Here is a 19,805-nt window from a genome sequence, read left to right as displayed (position 1 = left end):
CTTTTAGTCTAGCTATTCAACAATGAGATTAAATGCGCCAATAACTATTTACATTCCAATTACATCTTGAATTGAATGTAAAAGATACATGATAAAAGCCAACTAATTCTAATATAAAATTAGTTTTTGCTGGAAATTTTGTGTTTGGGAAGTCTAATACCCTAAAATCAATGCTGTTTATTTTAGCCCAATTACTTTTAGCAGTATGTTTTTTTATAAAAACTTAATATTTTTAGCAAAATTGCCTCCCAAAAAGTTCGATACAAACAAAATTCAACAATAATGTTCACCACAAACAAAAAATATTTTTTTAGTTCTGGCACGCAACTAGCTTTTCAGTCTTGGACGCAACGTAAAAATAAGTCGAGGCTGAATCAAAAACAATAGAAATCGATGTTACAAAATCCGAAAAACAGTCATTGATTTCTAATAAAAGTCAATAATCCGAGCAAGTTTTATGAGGACTGAAGTCTTCACTACCAACTCTATAACGGTTATTAGACCTCTTGCAAAAGTCCTTTTAATCAAATTTTGGAACGGGCTCTCCGGCCCATTCCACAAGAAAAAAAATTTTGTGGGATGGGCCGGAGAGCCCGTCCTAGTTATTTTTGCAAGAGGTCTATTGTACCGGAGATGTTGCACCATTCTCAATAAGCTTTTTACGAACTGGCTTTCCGGTCTGTGAAGCGAAGAGTGAATTTTCTCGCTTCACAAGCCGGAAAGCCTGTTAAGGGAGAATGGTGCAAGATGTGAGTTGTACCGGAGATAATATTACAGATTGCCTTTGAGCCCGATCGCATTTACAATCGTCCACGCATCCACCAACAGCAGAAGCAGCGTACAGAAGAGCAAAATAAGATACATCCAAGGCTGCGACAAAGGGCGAACATCTCTAGTATCAATACCTGTTTTTGCTTCCACCAAACTGACTAATTTAGCAAATCCAGCCACCCGCATTGGCAACAAATAACCTTCACCCGAATGACTCAAAAAATAGTAAACTAAACCTCCTTGACCGGTCGATCGAGGTTTGAGAGCTTTTACCTCAGTCCAAGGTAGCGACCAACCCTTGCGAAACAAACGCGGAAACCAGTTGGGATATGTGACTTGAATCCCTTCCTCGCTCAAAATTACCCTTTCACCTAGCACGCCGTACAGGCCCACAGCGCCGACAACAATTGCCGCCCAGAGTGCGGCGGGGGGAACCGGTGCTTTGGTTGCTGCCGACAAAAACGGTAACGGAACTGTCAGGGCTGCGTACAAGCTCAACAGCGTGATTCTAATCAGGGGAGAAAGCCGGAATACCGCCGGCTCAAATACTGGGGCCGAAGATGGGTTCATTCAGTTGACAGTTGACAGTTGACAGTTGACAGCACTTGACAAAAGAAGGAAGAGGATTGGAGTCATGAATCGTCTTCTTTTAATTTCTCCCGATCGGGGTTCCGGCTTTAAACCAATTCTTTCTGGTAAGTGCGATCGGTTGTGCTGACATGGCTGAAATTCGAGAAGCTGTTTAAGGATATTTTTGCACAGTTGTCGAACCCGCCAACAAAACTCAGGGAAATAGGAAAAACCGGACAATCTTTGCAGTCGGGAGTTTCGATCTAAAATTTATTTCAGAAACTTTGATTCTTAACTGTTGAGTTTTTAACGCTTTGCTGAAGTTGGAATTTTGAGCGCGGAGTTATCAATTTACTGACAATTTATAACTCAAAACTCACAACTTCGATTAATCGACGGCCGTTAGTGCCGGTACAGTCAAAGGTTCTGATATTTCTCGGGATTTGGGGCGACCGGCCGTTGCTGTTCGATCGCCCTGAACTTCCCCTCGGGATCTGCTAGGATTGACGTTTGAATAGGGGCCTTCGTTAATCTGCAAGCGATCGCAAGGAATGGTATCCGACAAAATTGCACTAGCCATCATCCCGGTGTGAATTTCCAATGCGGAGGCCGGCATCGCTTCAAACACTAAGCGCTGTCCGGGAAACACCACTCGTTCAAAATACCAGTTAGGAATGTTGGAGATGCGAGCAATCTGAATCTGGCTGGTGGCGTTGACGTAGCAGCACAGAATCTTGCTGTCGGTGTCTGAGGGTAGGGGGTCAAGAATTTGAGCCATAACTGCTGAGGGAGCCTTGCCTAAAAGTTTTAGTTATCTTCTCAGGCTAACACTAGGCGATCCCAGCCTACTGTAAAGCCGACTACCAACTCCCTAACACATTAGAGACCGATCGCGCGAAAATTTCAATTTAGCCGGATAAATATCGGCTTTTTGACTTCCAGCTTGGATTTTAAGTCAAAATATGCTGTATTTACTTAAAAATTAACTTTTTTCTGCTGCTGTCGCCGATCTAAACCAAAATGCTAGGCTTTTAGCCTGTTTTAAAAATTTTAAGAAGATTTAATGTCAAATTGCGAAAATTAGATGGATTGTAAAGTTATATTAAAAGAATATTAACATAGTAGAAAAAGTTCCAGTTTAGGATATAGCAATCATGGAAAGCCGAGAAAACCGAGTCCTGTACGTTCGCCTCCCTTGCAATCCGATTTTCCCGATCGGAGTTGTGTATCTTTCGGATCACGTACACAAGCTGTTTCCCGATGTCGAACAGCGCATTTTCGATTTAGGTGCAGTGCCGCCCCTAGATTTCGCTAAAGCTTTGGATGCCAGCATAGACGAGTTTAAGCCGACGCTGCTGGTTTTCTCTTGGCGGGACATTCAAATTTACGCACCCGTGGGCGGCCGGGGCGGCAACCCGCTGCAAAATGCCTTTGAATTTTATTACGCCAACAATCCCCTAATAAAAATGCGGGGAGCATTTGGAGGACTGCGTTTAGCCGCGTCTTACTATACCGAACTCTGGCGCAATTTGGGACTGGTTAAGCGCGGATTGAAGCGGGCCCGGAAATACCGCCCGGAAGCTCGTGCAGTGGTCGGTGGCGGTGCTGTGAGCGTGTTTTACGAGCAGTTGGGACGCAGTTTGCCGGCGGGAACAGTGGTTTCCGTGGGGGAAGGCGAAGCTTTGCTGGAGAAGTTGATTAAAGGCGAAGATTTGGCCGAGGAAAGATGTTATGTGGTGGGAGAAACTGTGCCGCGGGCGAGGCTAATTCACGAAAAGCCAGGCAACATCGAGAAAACTGCCTGCGATTACAACTACATCGAAACGATTTGGCCGGAATTTTCCTATTATCTACAGGATATGGACTTCTACGTCGGAGTCCAAACCAAACGCGGCTGTCCTCACAATTGCTGTTACTGCATTTATACGGTGATTGAAGGGAAGCAAGTGCGGATCAACCCGGCGGATGAGGTGGTGGCGGAGATCCGGCAATTGTACGATCGAGGTATCCGCAATTTCTGGTTTACCGACGCTCAATTTATCCCAGCACGCAAATTCATCGACGACGCGATCGAATTATTGCAAAAAATCATCGCCGCCGGCATGACAGACATACACTGGGCCGCTTACATCCGTGCGGATAATCTCACACCAGAGTTGTGCGATTTGATGGTAAAAACGGGGATGAATTACTTTGAAATCGGCATCACCAGCGGTTCCCAGGAACTGGTTCGGAAAATGCGGATGGGCTACAACTTGCGAGTAGTTTTGGAAAATTGCCGCGATTTAAAAGCAGCCGGTTACAACGATTTAGTTTCCGTCAATTACTCGTTTAACGTCATTGACGAAACCTTTGAAACCATCCGGCAAACTATTGCTTATCACCGAGAATTAGAGCGGATTTTCGGAGTCGATAAAGTAGAACCAGCTATTTTCTTTATCGGGTTGCAGCCGCACACTATTTTAGAAGAATACGCCTTTAAAAAGGAGATTCTGCAACCCGGTTACGATCCCATGAGTTTGATGCCTTGGACAGCGCGCAAATTGCTGTGGAATCCCGAGCCTTTGGGTTCATTTTTCGGACAAATTTGTTTAGAAGCTTGGCAGCGGAATTCCAATGATTTCGGCCGCGAAGTGATGGCAATTTTGGAGGAAAAGCTAGGCTGTGCGGATTTGGAAGAGGCATTAACCGCGCCTGTGGAAATCAAAGACAAACAGTTAGCAGCAGTTAATTAATTACCAGGTTCGCACTAAGGATTTGAATCTAAAAAAAGGGGAATGGGAGGGAGAATGTATCGGATCTTCCCTTTTTATTCAAAAATCTCAATCCCAGAAACTAGACTTGAATTGCAAAAATAATTAGGACGGGCTAGAAGCCCATCCCACATTTTTTCTTGTGGGATGGGCTTCTAGCCCGTCCTAAAATTTGATTAAAATGACTTTAGCAATTCAAGTCTACTCTTACTACAATCATCAATCTTAGACCAATCATTAGACCGATCGCCAAACTAGACAACAATCTTCAAATTATCTGCGTTCATCTGTGTTTATCTGCCTGACATCTGCGGTTGACCTATTTATCAAAAATTTAGGCAATAAGTCTATGAAAAATCGCAGCTCAAGCAAATATCGCTTAAGATGTAATTATATAGGTAAAACCAGGAGTGACAAGATGTTTTATAAAAATAGAGTTAAGGGCATTAAAGGATTAGGTCTAGTTATGGCTGGGATTAGTGCGATCTGCTTTTTGACCGCCTCAGCAGAAGCAACAGCACTAAATCAACCCGCATTTTCGAGTTTGCCGCCTTCAGCGCCGCTGCAAATTGCTCAAGTTGAGGGATGTCCGAGGGCCGAAATGGTGCAATCTTTCGCAACGGCCAACTTTTCTATATATATTTGCAAAACCCAGGAAGGCGATATTTTTTACCGCGGCCTCAGCAAAATAAATGGCAGCCAAATCAATGTCATGCAAGTAACAACAGGTGACGACGGAACTTATGAAGCGACTAACGGCAATATTATCTATTCGATTAACCCCCAACGCCTGCAAGTGCGACAGAATGGTAAGGTAATTTTGACCGAAGCTGTCATCAAGTAGCACGAACTGTTATGCAACAATCGATCGGATTAATTCAGGGTGTATTTTATTAGCTGAGCTCAAAAAAATTGTATGTTCTTTCTAATTCAGGCATAATTATAAGAATAAAAGTCTGTATTACCAAAAAATATATCAGATTATGCCTTACAGTCAATTCACAATTACTAGAGCTAAAAAAGATTTTCAGTTAACTATTGTGGAGGGAACTCGCTTTTTTCCAGAGGTAGAATCAATTAATCCCAGTCCGAGATTGAGTAGCGAATTAGAAGATTTGCCTTGGACGATCGCAGTTAATTCAGAAAAAGCCAGATCGGAAGCCATTGTCTACCCAGTTTTGCAAGAAGTCCGGCGCTTGATGAAGCGCCAAATCAGTTTATTTTCGGGACTGGAATTCAATGTTGACCCCAGTTGCGATCTCACCGGATACGTCGATTTTTTAATTAGCCGATCGCCCCAACAGCTTACAGTAGAAGCGCCCGCGATCGTAGTTGTGGAAGCAAAAAAAGCCGATTTGAACGAAGGGATCGGTCAATGTATTGCTGAAATGGTAGCGGTACAGCGCTTTAATGAAGCAGCAGAACACCCGATCGCAACTATCTACGGTTGTATCAGCAGCGGCACTCAATGGCGTTTTCTCAAGCTTTCAGGAACCACAGTGACGATCGACCTCACCGATTATCCATTGCTTCCTGTGGAAACAATTTTAGGATTTTTGGTTTGGATGGTTCAACAAGATTAGCTAGATTTAACTGATTTAGTAAAAAATAGGATTTCGCACGAAACCCAAAGTTTTTAGAACTTGCTTGAAAACCTCGCTGTCAACTGTCAACTGTCAACTGTCAACTGTTTGTTCAAATATCTTTCAATTAGGACGATCGCCACTATATCATCTACAGGCCGCGGCGGAGTCCGCATCCCCTGGGGAATCAAGCGAGAAAGACCCGTCGGAGGGTACATTTCCCAGTAACGATCCTTCGCTTCCAAACTGCTGAATCTCTCGTCAACCCGAACAATTTCGATCTCCGGCGACAAACTCTGACTGAGTTTTTGTTTCCAACTTTTAGAAGTTGTTTGGTCTCCCATGACTAATAACTCAATCGGAAACTGTTTGCACAAAGATTGAATCGTAGATATTGCTTCGTCGGACAGCACAACTTGATGGTAGCAGAGGTTCTTATCTCTACCCATCACGGCGATGCCGCACTTGTCTTTACCCGGATCGAAACCTAAAATCATATTTATTAGTTCTGAGTTAATAAGTTTGTAGTTGGGCTTGAGCGCCAGCCAACTCAATCGCCAACCTATATCTAATCTGATACTTGCATTCTTGACTGTCTCAAAATCTTTGCGGGCGATCGTACTTATTTTACTTGACTTTTTTGCAGAATTGACATATTATATCATCATGGGAATCCGTGCGGCCATATAATGCCTAAAATCAGAAAGCGAGTTTTTGCCACAATCTTTGCTTTCCCGTTTTAATTTATCGAAAAAACCCGGTTTCTTTGGCCTCGCGCATAAATCAGAAACCGGGTTTTTGCCACAATATTTGCTTCCCAGTTTTAATTTATCGAAAAAACCCGGTTTCTTTGACCCCCGCGCAAAAATCAGAAACCGGGTTTTTGTCACAATCTTTGCTTCCCAGTTTTGATTTATCGAAAAAACCCGGTTTCTTTGACCCCCCGCAAAAATCAGAAACCGGGTTTTTGGCAAAGTATTTGCTTCCAGTTTTGATTTATCGAAAAAACCCGGTTTCTTTCACCCCGCGCAAAAACCCGGTTTCTCTCACCCCTGTGCAGGCGGTGCGTCGCTGTGAGATTGTCGATTTGATTTGCAAATTGCTGATGGCGACGCACCCTACTATCTTGAATCTGGTGCAAAGATGACTTCCCCAAAAAAAATTAAATCGCGCGCAAAAGGGGAAAGATGAAATACTGCAAAGGGAAAAAGGGAAACAGGATAAAGGGCAAAGAAGAGTCCTCACAGGGAAGAGGAGAAAACCGGAATCCGCAGCAAAGCAGCAACGCGAAAACCCAAATTCTTGTTCCACGAGTAGCCCGCAAGAGTGTAGGAGCGGTTGGCAGCACGGCAATCGACTGCATCGTAGTCCCACGAACCTCCACGACGCACTTGATTAGGAGAACCGCTTGTGTCCCAAGCGCTGCCGAAAGAGGGTGCGCCATTGTAGTTATCATGCCAGTAATCCTTACACAATTCCCAAACATTGCCGTGCATATCGTACAAGCCAAACCCATTTGGGGGAAAACTTCCCACCGGAGTAGTTTCTCGGCGGTCAATTCCTTTCGGCGCCGAAGCGTAAGGATAATAGCCCTGATAATTCACTAAATCTGGAGTAATAGTTTCCCCGAAGTGAAAAGCTGTTGTCGTACCGGCCCGACAAGCATATTCCCATTCGGCCTCACTCGGCAAGTTATAGTTTTTCCCTGTTTTTTCCGACAACTTCTGACAGAAAGAGCGCACAGCCCCCCAACTTACTTTTTCTACAGGTCGTTTCGCACCTCGAAATTTCGATGGGTTATGTCCCATCACCGCTTCCCACTGTTCTTGAGTGATGGGGTATTTTCCTACATAAAAAGTTGGTATAGTTACTTGATGCTGCGGACGTTCGTGATGCCCGCTACCTGCCTCTGTTTCTGGCGAACCCATCATAAACGTGCCGCCGGGAATGTAAACCATTTCGAGCACAACTCCATTACCTAAGTCTTCTCTGAGGTAATGAGCAGAAGACTTTCTACGACTGTTTTCTTTTCCACAGGCATCGACTGTGATGACATCAAATTCAAATATAGGGAGATAGTCTTGAAACGGAGGTTTAGTCTTTAAGTCATCTCTATCTTTCAGGAGTAAATAGGCAGCGAATTTCACCTGCATCGATTCATCGTGCAATGCTTGAATTATCAAATCTAAACCTGCTTCTCCATATTTCAGTGCTTCAGAGAGGGCGGCGATTCTCACTTCGACAATGGGTGAGACTAAGCGGCTTTTAACACCGGGTATGCCTCCGAGTACCGCAGCATCTATGGGAGGAGGATTTTGACGGCCAAGGACGGCATCGTATTCTCTGGGTTCATTTTGATTCTCTGACATTACGCCTTAGCTCCTGCATTTTAACAGTTGGCAGTTGACAGTTGATGGTTGGCAGTTGGCAGTTGGCAGCCGTATTCCGTAGGGTGTGTCGCTACTAAAAATCTCTGCACAAAAATCTATAATCTCATAGCGACGCACCATTCGCGCCAAATTGTACGATCGACAAACTCAACAATATACTGTTACAATAATTATTACAAATGCTATGAATTGAGCAAAACTTTGTTCTGTGATGTCAATATCTCAGGGTTCGATTCTTAGTTTCTTTCTTTGCCTTCTTAGCGGTGCGGTGCGTCGCTGTGAGATTGTTGGTGGTACTTCCAGATTTTTTGTGGCGACGCACCCTACGATTGCTATATATATGGCGGCACGGATTCCCATTATTTAATGATATGTCAAGGGCGCGAAAATGTCAAGCAAAATTGTAATTTTATAGCACAAAATTTTGCTAGAATTCGATAGATAGATCGCACTTATTACTGAACTTTCAAATCTCCGCCGCCCGGTGGTTGTTGTCCGGTGCGGAAAACAACGGCTCCGTTTGAGAGGGCAACTAAATCTATTTTAAGCGGGCCGGCAATGTAAGTGACATCTGCGGCGATCGCCTGAACGTCCAGCGGTTTCTCGTACTGCTGCAATCGATCGATAAAACCAGCTAAAGTTTCAATCTGACTGTCGGCAACTTGGACTCTACCGCCGACAACGCCGATCAGGCGAGCGCGAAATTGACAAGCTTCTATCAATTGCAGCAACTGCTGCCGCACCTGTTCGTCGGTTAAAGTCACCGGATCGACAGCAACCCCTGCAATCACATCTCCAGCGCGGAACACAACTCGATTGATTTCTGCTTCTGCAAATACCTTAATTAGCTTTTCTTCCCGCAGGTAATTAGCGCCGGCGACAATTCGCACCACGTAGTCTTCACCGTCTTTAATCTGACTGATTAGTTGATCGATTTCCGCTTTAGTAATTTGAATAACCTGGTCTCTAACCTTCTTATTTTCCGGCTGCATCAGTCCGACGGTGGTTTTATTTGCTTCTTGCAAGAGCCGATCGATCGCGCGACTTGCCGTACCGGGTTCTTGTATGCGAACAACGCCAGCAGCTAAAATTTGACCGCGCCTGATGGCAACTGTACCCTCGCGAATTGCTTGAAAATCGCGTTCCAAAATTTGCACTTGCTGCTGCAAGACAGTTTGTTGCTGTTCGAGTTGAGTTTGTTGCTGTGCCAGGGTTTCTAACAGTGCTTCCCTCTCGGCAATTACTTTGTCGCGATCGACAATTATTCGATCGCGATCGGCGAGATTTTGCACCCGCTGGGCAATTTCCTTGTCCCGCTGGGCAATTAGTTCGTTGCGATCGACAATTTCTGTGTCTCGCTTGGCAATTTCTGCGTTTCGCTTGGCAATTTCTGCGTCTCGCTGGGCAATTTGAGTTTTTACCTGCTCTCGCTGCTGGATTAACTGTTGGCGTTCCTCTTGCAGTTGGGCGATTTCCGAGCCTAAAGTCGTTTTTTGATCGGAAACTGTTTTCAATTGGTTCTCGGTGCGATCGAGCTGAGCTTTTGTACTCGATCGGGCCGTTTCAACCAGTTGCAATTGTTCTTCGGTGCGGGATTTAGCCGCTTGCACGCTGCTGAGCTGTTCTTCTGTCTCGGATTTAGCCGCTTCTACCTGACTTAACTGCTGTTCAGTTTTAGACTTGGCTGCTTGCACGCTGTTGAGCTGATCCCGCAGCGAGTTTAATTTTGTTTGCGTCCGAGCTTGCTCGGCATTAGCTGCTTGGAGCGATTGATTAATTTGCTCTAAATTGGCTCTAGCTTGCGCTTGAGCGGCTCTGGCTTGAGCTAATTCAGTTTCAACTCGATTTTTTTCTTGAGTGGCCTGGTTGATTTCTCTGCGGGCGTTGTTGAGCCTTTTTTGAATCTCGTCTATTCTAAAAACTCCGGTTCGCAGCGGCTTGCTAGTCGCAAACAAAATGCCCAGAGTCACTGCTGACAAGATGCTGCCGGCCATCACTGTCACAACAACAGCAGTATCGCGGGGGCGAAGTTTGAACAAACTCAACCTTGCCTTGCCGACTTTCGTCCCAAGGCGATCGCTGACAGTGGCGATCACACCCCCCAACACTAAAATTACAAATACCAGGATGTATCCAGCAGTCATTCCGATTTTAGATTTTGGATTTTGGATTTTGGATTGAATCTAAAATCCAAAATCCAAAATCCTATACTTTCTCGGCATCAAGTGAATTGCTGGCTTAAAGCCACCGGGTTGTGAACTGTGATCTTTTTCTTGTGGATCGAGATCATGGTTTCTTGTCTGAGATCCCCCAGCAAACGAGTCACCGTTACCCGTGTCGAGCCGATCGCTTCGGCGATCGCCTGGTGGGACAGCTTCAAATCTATCGTAATCCCCTCTGTACCGGGCACGCCAAAATCCCGGCACAGAATCAGCAAAAAGCTGACGAGTCTCGAACCCATGTCTCGGTGGGCCAGCGTTTCGATCATCATCTCGGTTTGCAAAATCCGAGACGACAGTCCCCGCAGCATCACCATCGACAGTTCCGGGTCTTCCTTGAGCGCTTTCTCGACTTGTTCGATCGGCAGCGAGATCAATTCCACCGGGGTAAAGGCTACCGCGTGGTAAAACCTGTCCGATCGGTGTCCCGTAATTAGAGACAGCACCCCAAATACGCTGTTTTCGCGCAGGAGGGCCACTGTAATTTCCTCCCCTGCTTCGTACACCCTGGAGAGCTTCACAGCACCTCTAATGAGAACGTAGACGCGCTCAGCCGGGTCTCCAGGGAAAAAAATTGTCTTGCCCCGTTCAAAGGTTTCCACAATGGGTGGAAACGCCCCGCCGCTGATTTGGCGGAACACGGCTGCTAGCGGTCTATCATGCGTCACGACTAGATCCTTTGTACTAATCAATAGTTTGTAACTTGCCTATTAAGCTTATTGAGTAAATATACTTCCCAACCTCCTGTATCCAGGGATTCTGTTACTTCCATTCAATGTTAAGGTAAGCACGCACTGTATGATTAAATCTAGCCCTTCTCTTAACTTTTTCAACTCCGCCCCCCTATAGCTCCACAGCAAAATTAATATCAATTGTGTCTCAATTGTGTCTCACTTGTGTCTCAATTGTGTCTGAATCAGTTAAATCTGAATCAGTTGTGTCTAAACTGGCGGGGTTGTCGCATAGAGCCAATGAGAACGGTGCTAGTTGCTTTTAGATAAACTACAGGTCAGTAACCCCGGTCTAAAGACACGGAGCTTGTAAGAGAAATCTGGCAAGCCATACTGACCAGACTAAGGCTTAATTGCCTACGTTTTGAGAGTCACGACACCCTGTGGATGCGTAGCTAGTCAAGAGCTCTGTCATCTGCAATTAAACAGTTCTAAGGTCACTGGAACAGTGTTGCAGGTCTAACAAGCTCTCGAAACATTGTCGAAGCTAACGTTACCCCAGAAATGGGAGGCACAACCCGTGCAAAATACTATGCGTACAGGGTTGGGAAGTTTGAGGCGGTAATTGTCCCGTTGAAAGTGCAACACAAAAGCACACCGAGCCAACCAGTCCCAAGGCGGTAGTAATCAAAAAAAAGACAATATAAAGCCGTCCTAGAAGGACGGGGTTTCTACCCATTTTTCTGATGATAGATTTGACCGGAAAAAATGCTCTTGTTACGGGCATTGCCAACAATCGCTCGATCGCCTGGGGCATCGCTCAGCAGATCCACAAAGCTGGGGCCAATCTCGGCATAACTTATTTGAAGGACGAGAAAGGCAAGCACGAGCGTAAAGTCGCTGAACTGGTGGAACCGCTCAATCCCAGTCTGTATTTGCCCTGCAATGTCCAAGACGAGAGCGAAATTGAGTCTACTTTTCAAACGATCGCCGACAAGTGGGGCAAGTTAGATATTCTGGTTCACTGTCTGGCTTTTGCCGGTAAGGACGAACTTTCGGGAGATTTCACCAACACCTCGCGCCAAGGTTTTTCCAACGCTTTGGATATTAGCGCTTACTCGCTGGTGCGGCTTTGTGCTGCTGCTAAACCGCTAATGGCTGAAGGTGGCAGTATTGTGACCTTGACTTATTTGGGCGGAGTCAGGGTAGTTCCTAATTATAATGTGATGGGCATTGCTAAGGCGGCTTTGGAAATGAATGTTCGCTATCTGGCTGCTGAACTCGGCCCGTTAAATATTCGGGTAAATGCGATCTCTTCTGGCCCGATCAGAACTTTGGCTTCGTCAGCAGTTGGCGGTATTCTGGACATGATCCACCACGTTGAGGAAGTGGCGCCGCTGCGGCGGACGGTGACTCAGCAGGAAGTGGGAAATGCTGCGGCTTTTCTGTGCAGCAATCTCGCTAGCGGGATTACGGGTCAAGTTTTGTATGTCGATGCCGGTTACGAAATCATGGGAATGTGACAGTTGGCAGTTGGCAGTTGGCAGTTGACAGTTGGCAGTTGACAGTTGGCAGTTGGCAGTTGACAGTTGAAAGCGAAGTTTTTAGACAGTTAACATTTGACAGCAAGATTTGCAAACAGTCAACTGTCAATAACTGTCCGTTGTCCGCTACAAAAGTGTTAATCCAAAATTACTAATTAATTCTAATGAATGACCAATTGCGAATTATGGAGATAATCGATCGCCCTTCTCTTCCTCCTACAAATTCAGTTCAACCAGCTAGGGCCGCCTTGGTGAAACGCACGACACTGGAAACGGATGTCACCGCCAGCCTCAATCTCGACGGTGTGGGAACTTGCAAGGCGTCTACGGGGATTCCGTTTTTAGACCATATGTTGCACCAGATTGCTTCTCACGGATTGATCGATTTGGACGTGCAGGCGATCGGGGATTTGGAGATTGACGACCACCACACGAACGAAGATGTGGGAATTACGTTAGGTCAAGCGTTGGCAAAAGCTGTTGGAGATCGATCGGGCATTTCTCGTTTCGGACATTTCATCGCACCTTTGGATGAAGCTTTAATAGAAGTAGTGCTAGACTTTTCGGGACGGCCTCACTTAAGCTACAATTTGCAGATTCCCAACCAGCGAATCGGCACTTACGATACCGAATTAGTGAGAGAGTTTTTTTCGGCGGTAGTGAACCACACTCAGATGACGCTGCACGTTAGACAGTTGCAGGGGGGAAATTCTCATCACATTGTAGAAGCGGCATTTAAGGCCTTTGCGCGAGCTCTGCGAATGGCGGTAGAAATCGACCCGCGGCGCGCCAGTCGGATTCCGAGTTCTAAAGGAGTTTTGTAGTTTGCGATTGGTAGTAGCGTTTGGGCGCTACTACGAATCTGTAAATCAAAATAGCCATATCACTCTCTAATTTTTGAGCATTACTCAGTTAATATCTTTCGCATTGATGAGGTAAAGCTACAAATATTTCTGAAAGTAACGGCTCCTCGAACACCTATAAAAGGCTTCACAACGCTATGTCTAGAATTAGCTAAAGGTAGCATAAAATTCACAATAGCATACTTTTCATTGTCTGAGGTAATATCTGTTTCTAAAGTATGCAATTGAAAAATGCTACTATTCAAAATTTGAAAAGGGCTTTCTAAAGCTGCCAAGTCTTGGTCAGAAAGCTCAATGTATTGTTCAAAGGTTTTGATAAGATCGCATAAATCTTCAACCTCAATTGGTTTTGGCACAGAACTAATGGAAAATTCAACAAGCTGAGTCGTATCAATGCTTAAGACGATAAATAGATTAACAACCTTTTGAGTAGACAGAAGTTTTCTTATATAAAAAGTAATCAGGTATCCGTCAGCCTCAAGACAACATTTATTCGCCTCCTTTAGTTTCGGTAGATTTGAAGGAGAGGGCATATATGAAGCTCTTCTGGCTTCCTGAAGAGCTTCCATCTCTTTTGTCACATTACACACCCACTCTAAAAGTTCTTTTGCTTCTTCTTTAGACTTCCCTAATTTTATTTCAAAATCATTGATGACTATCGCGTTACAAGCTTCATTCAGTAAGTTCTGCAATAGACACATTTCCTGAAACAAAAAGCTAATATTCATCAAGCTTTCACCGGACTGTTTAATATCTTGAAGAATAGATTCAAAAAAACCTCTAGCTTGTCTGGGAGAGGTATTCACTCTTGTTGTAAAACTATTTGGTATTACCTGTTGCACTTCCTGAACAAGTTTCCGGAAAAATTCTACTTCTTCGCTCGACAACTGAATCGCAACCTTGTTATATGCTATTGTAGCAACTTTCATCATAATTTTTTCTATATTGAATTGACTAGACTTGTTGGAAAAGTGGAATAGGTTTGTAGTAAAGACTTTAGTTCTTAGTGATGAGTTGGCAAAGAAAGGACTGAAGTCCTTACTACAAATAAGTTAATCAAGACTTTTACTAACCACCCGCACTCAATCTATCCAAACTTCGTCAAAAACCGGAAAGCATCGAGTACGTGACTCGCGCAAACGTAGGGCGAAGTATTGTAAAAAGCTTGCCAAGCCGCCGCTTTATCTTCGTCGTACTTATCCGCTCTTTCCGGGTGTTTTCCTTGCCAATTAAGCCGCACTGCGTGACCGATTAATACATCTAAAACGATGTATTCTTCTACTTGCAATTCAGGGTTGCGCTGGGCGATCGCAGATAACTCCATCAGCGCCTCAATATTCACTTGTCGGTATTCCGGCGCCCCAATTTTATTCAGCAAATGCTCGATTTGCAGCGCGAAATTCTTTTCCCCAGGCGTCATTTCTGATAAAATAATATCGCTGTCCAACCGATTTCGCCGCTCTAATTTGTCACCAATAATCAAGCCTTTGCAGTGCCGCAGCAGTCCCCAGACATTCGGATAAAAATCCTTCGGTACGCGGTTGACTGCGCCTTCCATTTGCCGCTTCCGCCGCCATCCTCCCGCAGGCATTTGCGGTTCTTCAAAAACTGGCCCGACTACCCATTCTATCTCTGTTTCCGATTGTTTGACGCGCAGGGATTCTTGCTGTTTGAGGATTTGGTTCATTTCCTCGTATTCTGTCAAAACTTGATGCAGGCGATTTTTGATTTCAAAGGGACTTAGCTGCATTAATTGTTCGTAAGCTTCATTTTGCGTCACCCCCAATTCGCGGGCCAATTCGCTAGTTAACAGCAGAATAAAGTAGCTAACTCTCAGCGTCAGCAACCCTTTAAATAACTGGGGTTCGGCTTTAATTAGCAGGCCGAGGTAGATCAGAATTTCTTGGGTGAGGACTCGATCGCGAATATCCTCTCCGCAGAATTGGCGGATTTTGTCCATCACTTCGGTGTAGGAACCGGGGCGCGAAATTACTGAATCTTCGCTGTAAGCTTTTCCCACAGCAATCTGCTTTTGTCGCACCAAAATATCGGTAACAGCATCCGACAAGCTAATATCAACTTTATCCAGCAAACCGGCGGCGTGGCGGATCACAGCCCACTGGATTTTGGATTGCGAACTTTCTCCAGCTTTAGTATAAACTTCGTTGAGTAAATCCGCTACTTTAACTGTTTCTCCCCAACCTCCAAATCCAGTATCAAAATTCATTCCTTGGAGGCGAATTAGCGTGTGCAGCAACTCAATTTGTTCGTACAAGTTTTCGGAACCTCGCAGGCTTTCAAGCAAGAATTGAGTATTAGTTTCACACTCTAGTCTGAATTCTTGGCTGTGACCCAAAGACCTAGTTTTCTCAGGGTTATAAGTCAGGTAGTTGCGCACTTCCACTGCACCTGTTACCGGAGATTCGGTGAATTCAAATTCGTGCAGAAAATCAATTTTTTCTATCCCAGCAGTCAGCATTAGCTGATTGAGATTTCCGAGTTTGATTGGCGTATGATTGCAGTGTCCGTCGCGGAGTTCCTTCATCAATTCCAGCAGCGCTTCCCGCCCAGTTTCCAGCATTGTGTGAGTCAGCATCAGGGTGACGGTAGGGCGTCCCAATTGATACCAGTGGCGTTGAATGTGAGCTAATTCGCTTTTGATTTTAGATACGAGAAAATGGTAATCTAGAGTTAGGTAAAACTCTTGTCTGTCCAAAAAAGATGGCAGAAATACGATCGCCTCTCCGCGAATTTTAAACACCCGAGAAGTTGTTAAACTCCGCAGCCGCCGCACGGGGCGGCCTGTTAAGCCTAATTGGTCGTTGCGTCCAATTTGCGTGTAAACAGCCGACAGTTCTTTTGTCTGGCGGACTTGGATTGGTTCTACTTGTTTTGGTGTTTGTGTGGCAATTCCGTTAGCGGCTAATTCTGCTTGCAAATCTTCGTCTTCAGCTAACAGTGCAATTTGCACGCTTGCTTCTTTGTGCCGGCCGACTGACAGGTGGCGTCCCAGCGGGTCGATATCGCCAACTGCTATTAATCCTTCGTTCAACAATTGACCGAGAAAATACAAACTTTGCGCCCAAACTAGGGGAATATTTTCATTGGGTAAGCGCTGCTGGCTGCGGGGATTTAGCTTTTCTGCTTCTATGTTTTCGGCGGGGACGTAGTACAATTCGGGTAGCAGCGGCAAACCAGAGCGATCGACTGCTAGAGATTCCAAACGCTGCTGGTACTCCTGCACTTGGGCTGGATTTCCCTGAAATATGCCGTCCAAGAATAAATAAGTGAAAAATAGCGGCCACTCGCATTCAATGTGCTCGAACTGCTTTAATTCTGTGGGTTCGTAGTGCAGGCGATCGGCATTTTCTAGAACTGTTTGATGCCCGTCCCGCAGAAACCGCTTGCAGCCGTATTTTCCCTGCAATTTGTCAATAATTTTATTTCTCGTGCGTTCAACTAATTCTTTGTCTTCAACAGCAAAAGCCGGAAAACCGATCGCGCTTAATAAAGCGGCGTCTACTTCTTTTGAACTAGATTCGCGAGGCAAAAGCGATTCCAAAGTTACGCGGCTTCTGGCAATTTCATCCGGCAAAACGTGAATGACAGAGGCTTGAGAACCGTTAACTCCGAACAAATCCAACCCATTTATTGCTTCCAGCGCTGCTTTAGCCATGCCGACGGAACTGGCATTTAATTCTGCATTGCCGCGGTTAATTTTATGGCCTCTTTCCCAAATTCCGTAATCGGGAGTGCGATAGGTTCTACCAATGTAGTAGACTAAGTTTTGCACGAAATTGACTTCATCAATTGTAAAAATTATATGCAATCCCGAAGCCGTCATTTGAGCAAGAATTAACAAAAATATAGATGTAGCGTCTAACTGTAAATGTCCCCACTTGTCATCGCCGACAACAATACTTCCAGTCTGGGTATTGTATTTAGCGTGCAGGGCATCTAGGGGCGACTGAGTATTTTTAAAATCTTCGACTTTTGGTGCTTGCTGCATCATCGCAAACAGCAAGCCGCGCATCAGTTTGACTGTGCTGTGTTCGAGTTCAAATGTTCTGCCGCGATCGCCGTCAATTTTGCGGTAAGCTAAACCCAAACCCCAAACTGCGAGAATGCTGTACACGTTATCGCGCACCCAGGCATCGGTGTAGTCGCCGTGAGCGTTAACGGCGGTACTCGCCGGCAGCAAACCGGTAATTGGGTTCTGGCGCTTGAGGATGACGGTTTTGATTTGCTGGTAGTAACAATCTAACCTGGTTTGCCGCTGGGTTGTTGCGATCGCCATTTCGTTTTCCTTTTTTTTCCTGATGCGAGCTGACTTGCGGTGAATAGATTTTTAAATATATCAGAAATTAGAGCATTTTGTCAATTTCTAGAAACATAAGGAGGTCATCGCGATGTCTTATTGTTGTAACAATAATAACAAAAGTGTTCCTTTCGTGAAAATTGTCTACTCTAAAGTTAAAATTAACGGTAAAATTGAGTTAGTACCGATGCAATGGTACGCCGACGGCTCGGTTAAAAAGTGTGGATAGTTTATCAGTTGACAGTTGACCGTGAGATTTTTAGGATGGGAATTTAAATAGTTGGCAGTGAACACTGAACAATTGACAATGGACAATTGTTAACTGTTCACTTTTTAAATCTCCACTCCACCAGAAAGTTAATTTTTTGTGGAACAGGCATCTTGCCTGTTCTTGAGGATGTGCAATAATTGCCCCTAATTAAATTTTGGGGTGGTTAGATAAACCATAGCATTGACTGCTAATAAGCTGTGTTGCATCTAGATTGCCTATGGTATTAGAGAGGGAGAGGGGGAGAAGGGGAGAGGGGGAGAGGATTTGACGATTGTTCGATCGGGACTCGAAATATACAATTTAAATGCACAACAGCTTATAAGCTAATTTAAAGAACTAGGTGTGTAGGAACCTCAAATAAAAAAATATGGATCGCCCGCAATTTTCCGTGCTGGGACTACCAGTTCACATATTAGATGATTATGCAGGTTGGCTGATGCAGCGCCTGCATCAAGGGTTGGGAAGTCACGTCGTGACGCTGAATGCTGAAATGGCGATGCAAGCCGAGCAAAATCCGGCTTTAGCAGATGTAATCCGCAAAGCGGAACTGGTGATTCCCGACGGTTCGGGAGTGGTGCTGTACTTGCGAATGCGCGGCAAACCGGCGCAGCGCTATCCGGGGATTGAATTAGCAGAATCGCTGCTGCAAGAAGCCGGAAAATTGCCTGATTCGGAACCACTCTTTTTCTTTGGAGGTTCCCCCGGAGTGGCGGCTGCGGCGGCAGAAACTTGGCAGCAAAAAGTTAAGGGATTGTCAATTGCTTCTCAACACGGTTATCTTTCCGCAGATGAAGAGAAAGACTTCCGTGAAAGCCTCAAAAAAATGCAGCCAAAACTGATTTTTGTAGGCTTGGGAGTGCCGCGCCAAGAATTTTGGATTGCCGAACACCGACACCTTTGTCCTGATTCGATTTGGGTGGGAGTTGGCGGCAGTTTTGATATTTGGGCGGGAACAAAAACTCGCGCACCGGCTTGGTTTTGCGACAATCATTTAGAATGGCTGTATCGGCTTTATCAAGAACCTTGGCGCTGGCGACGGATGTTAGCTTTGCCGCAATTTGCCTTGAAGGCTTTGGGGGATTTGCGAGGGTAAATTAGTGTAAGCAGGACAGTGATTTTGAGACGGAGCACTACACTGATTTTGACACGGATACACGGATGAATTGAATCATCTTACTATTTGCCACTGATTAGCGCAATCTTGCTCTAAAACGGAGTCTCTTCTTGACTTCGTTTTTGAGCTTGCAGCCAGTCCGGGACAAATATCCACTGATGGTTGTCGCGAAACTCAGTAGCTTGAGGTGAGGGAAATACACGTCGCGATAGCAGTCTTCGGTCACCAAAATTCATTAATAAACCAATTGGTAAAGCCGTGTGATTCAGGTAAGTAATGACTTGTCCCAAATACTTTTTATGAAGTGTAGCGAAGGCTTTGATTTCCAGAATAACTTTGTTTTCAATAATAAAATCTGGAATGTACAGACCAAGTAACTGCTCGTTGTAGTAAACGGGAAGGTTTTTTTGTGGCTCAAAACCGATCCCCTCTTTTGTCAGTTGTTGTTCGAGTTTTTCCTGATAAATGGCTTCTTTGTAACCCGGCCCAAGCTGTCTGTGAACGGCCATACCTGCACCTATGATCCGATAAGTTAGGTCTTCATGTGGAGCCTGAATCTTTTCGCTCATTTTTTCTGTCCAATTGTTGAGATGCTTTTTTCCTTATTTTGGCATAGCACCCAAAAAATTCACCCAGACAGAAAAATTTTTTCTCTGGAAAGCACAGCACTACACGGATTTTGACACGGATACACGGATGGTTTGACTCGTCTGAGGTTTAGCTAATTGGCTACTTTGG

At 45.0% G+C, this 19,805-nt stretch carries 16 protein-coding genes; 7 read left to right on the top strand and 9 right to left on the bottom strand.

The genetic code is table 11. The features are described from left to right. Positions 1-771: 771 nt before the first annotated feature. Both QUB70_RS17680 and QUB70_RS17675 read right to left on the bottom strand, forming a co-directional pair. Complete coding sequence (locus QUB70_RS17680; RefSeq protein ID WP_332982285.1) at positions 772-1,341, bottom strand: hypothetical protein; 570 nt, start codon at positions 1,339-1,341, stop codon at positions 772-774. A gap of 388 nt (positions 1,342-1,729) precedes the next feature. Next, complete coding sequence (locus QUB70_RS17675; RefSeq protein ID WP_332982283.1) at positions 1,730-2,119, bottom strand: DUF1830 domain-containing protein; 390 nt, start codon at positions 2,117-2,119, stop codon at positions 1,730-1,732. A gap of 376 nt (positions 2,120-2,495) precedes the next feature. Between QUB70_RS17675 and QUB70_RS17670 the strand changes: the two genes are divergently transcribed. The 3 genes from QUB70_RS17670 to QUB70_RS17660 all read left to right on the top strand — a co-directional run bounded on the left by QUB70_RS17670 (position 2,496) and on the right by QUB70_RS17660 (position 5,677). After that, on the top strand, positions 2,496-4,076 hold the full coding sequence (locus tag QUB70_RS17670) for a photosystem II high light acclimation radical SAM protein (RefSeq protein WP_332982280.1): 1,581 nt from the start codon (positions 2,496-2,498) through the stop codon (positions 4,074-4,076). A gap of 436 nt (positions 4,077-4,512) precedes the next feature. Beyond that, positions 4,513-4,938, top strand: coding sequence for a hypothetical protein (locus tag QUB70_RS17665; protein ID WP_332982279.1), 426 nt, complete (start codon positions 4,513-4,515; stop codon positions 4,936-4,938). Between the two features lie 139 nt (positions 4,939-5,077). Next, on the top strand, positions 5,078-5,677 hold the full coding sequence (locus QUB70_RS17660) for a hypothetical protein (protein ID WP_332982278.1): 600 nt from the start codon (positions 5,078-5,080) through the stop codon (positions 5,675-5,677). 86 nt (positions 5,678-5,763) lie between these two features. Here QUB70_RS17660 and QUB70_RS17655 read toward each other — a convergent pair whose 3' ends face one another. From QUB70_RS17655 to ntcA, 4 genes are all read right to left on the bottom strand, one after another. After that, positions 5,764-6,174, bottom strand: a complete 411-nt coding sequence (locus QUB70_RS17655; RefSeq protein WP_332982276.1) for a pre-16S rRNA-processing nuclease YqgF — start codon at positions 6,172-6,174, stop codon at positions 5,764-5,766. Between the two features lie 744 nt (positions 6,175-6,918). After that, positions 6,919-8,046 carry a formylglycine-generating enzyme family protein gene (locus QUB70_RS17650; RefSeq protein ID WP_332982274.1) on the bottom strand — a complete coding sequence of 376 codons (1,128 nt, stop codon included), beginning with the start codon at positions 8,044-8,046 and terminating at the stop codon, positions 6,919-6,921. 476 nt (positions 8,047-8,522) lie between these two features. After that, the gene (locus QUB70_RS17645) at positions 8,523-10,211 is read right to left on the bottom strand and encodes a DUF3084 domain-containing protein (protein ID WP_332982271.1); all 1,689 of its coding nucleotides are present in this window, start codon (positions 10,209-10,211) and stop codon (positions 8,523-8,525) included. A 77-nt stretch (positions 10,212-10,288) separates the two neighbouring features. Then, the gene (ntcA, locus tag QUB70_RS17640) at positions 10,289-10,954 is read right to left on the bottom strand and encodes a global nitrogen regulator NtcA (protein ID WP_006634020.1); all 666 of its coding nucleotides are present in this window, start codon (positions 10,952-10,954) and stop codon (positions 10,289-10,291) included. A gap of 749 nt (positions 10,955-11,703) precedes the next feature. Here ntcA and fabI point away from each other — a divergent pair. Genes fabI through hisB form a run of 3 tightly spaced genes read left to right on the top strand, consistent with a single transcriptional unit; the run spans position 11,704 to position 13,325 of the window. Continuing rightward, positions 11,704-12,480, top strand: a complete 777-nt coding sequence (gene fabI, locus QUB70_RS17635) for an enoyl-ACP reductase FabI (RefSeq protein WP_332982268.1) — start codon at positions 11,704-11,706, stop codon at positions 12,478-12,480. Then, positions 12,477-12,656: a hypothetical protein gene (locus QUB70_RS17630; RefSeq protein WP_332982267.1), complete on the top strand. Its 180-nt coding sequence runs from the start codon at positions 12,477-12,479 to the stop codon at positions 12,654-12,656. Before fabI ends, QUB70_RS17630 begins: the two co-directional genes overlap by 4 nt. A 30-nt stretch (positions 12,657-12,686) precedes the next feature. Continuing rightward, positions 12,687-13,325 carry an imidazoleglycerol-phosphate dehydratase HisB gene (hisB, locus tag QUB70_RS17625; protein ID WP_442927794.1) on the top strand — a complete coding sequence of 213 codons (639 nt, stop codon included), beginning with the start codon at positions 12,687-12,689 and terminating at the stop codon, positions 13,323-13,325. 80 nt (positions 13,326-13,405) lie between these two features. Here the strand turns inward: hisB and QUB70_RS17620 are convergent, their stop codons facing one another. Both QUB70_RS17620 and QUB70_RS17615 read right to left on the bottom strand, forming a co-directional pair. Beyond that, complete coding sequence (locus QUB70_RS17620) at positions 13,406-14,296, bottom strand: hypothetical protein (RefSeq protein WP_332982264.1); 891 nt, start codon at positions 14,294-14,296, stop codon at positions 13,406-13,408. 155 nt (positions 14,297-14,451) lie between these two features. Then, positions 14,452-17,661: a glycoside hydrolase family 15 protein gene (locus QUB70_RS17615; protein ID WP_332982262.1), complete on the bottom strand. Its 3,210-nt coding sequence runs from the start codon at positions 17,659-17,661 to the stop codon at positions 14,452-14,454. 659 nt (positions 17,662-18,320) lie between these two features. On the opposite strand from QUB70_RS17615, the gene QUB70_RS17610 reads away from it, so the two are divergent. After that, entirely contained in the window at positions 18,321-19,046 is a 726-nt protein-coding gene (locus QUB70_RS17610; protein ID WP_332982261.1) for a WecB/TagA/CpsF family glycosyltransferase, read from the top strand. 113 nt (positions 19,047-19,159) lie between these two features. Here QUB70_RS17610 and QUB70_RS17605 read toward each other — a convergent pair whose 3' ends face one another. Then, positions 19,160-19,636 (bottom strand): GxxExxY protein, encoded by a 477-nt coding sequence (locus QUB70_RS17605; RefSeq protein ID WP_332982260.1) that lies wholly within the window; start codon positions 19,634-19,636, stop codon positions 19,160-19,162. Positions 19,637-19,805 lie beyond the last annotated feature (169 nt).

It is taken from the genome of Microcoleus sp. A003_D6 (assembly GCF_036702825.1).
Lineage (GTDB): Bacteria > Cyanobacteriota > Cyanobacteriia > Cyanobacteriales > Microcoleaceae > Microcoleus.
This window is presented reverse-complemented; position numbering and strand designations above follow the sequence as displayed.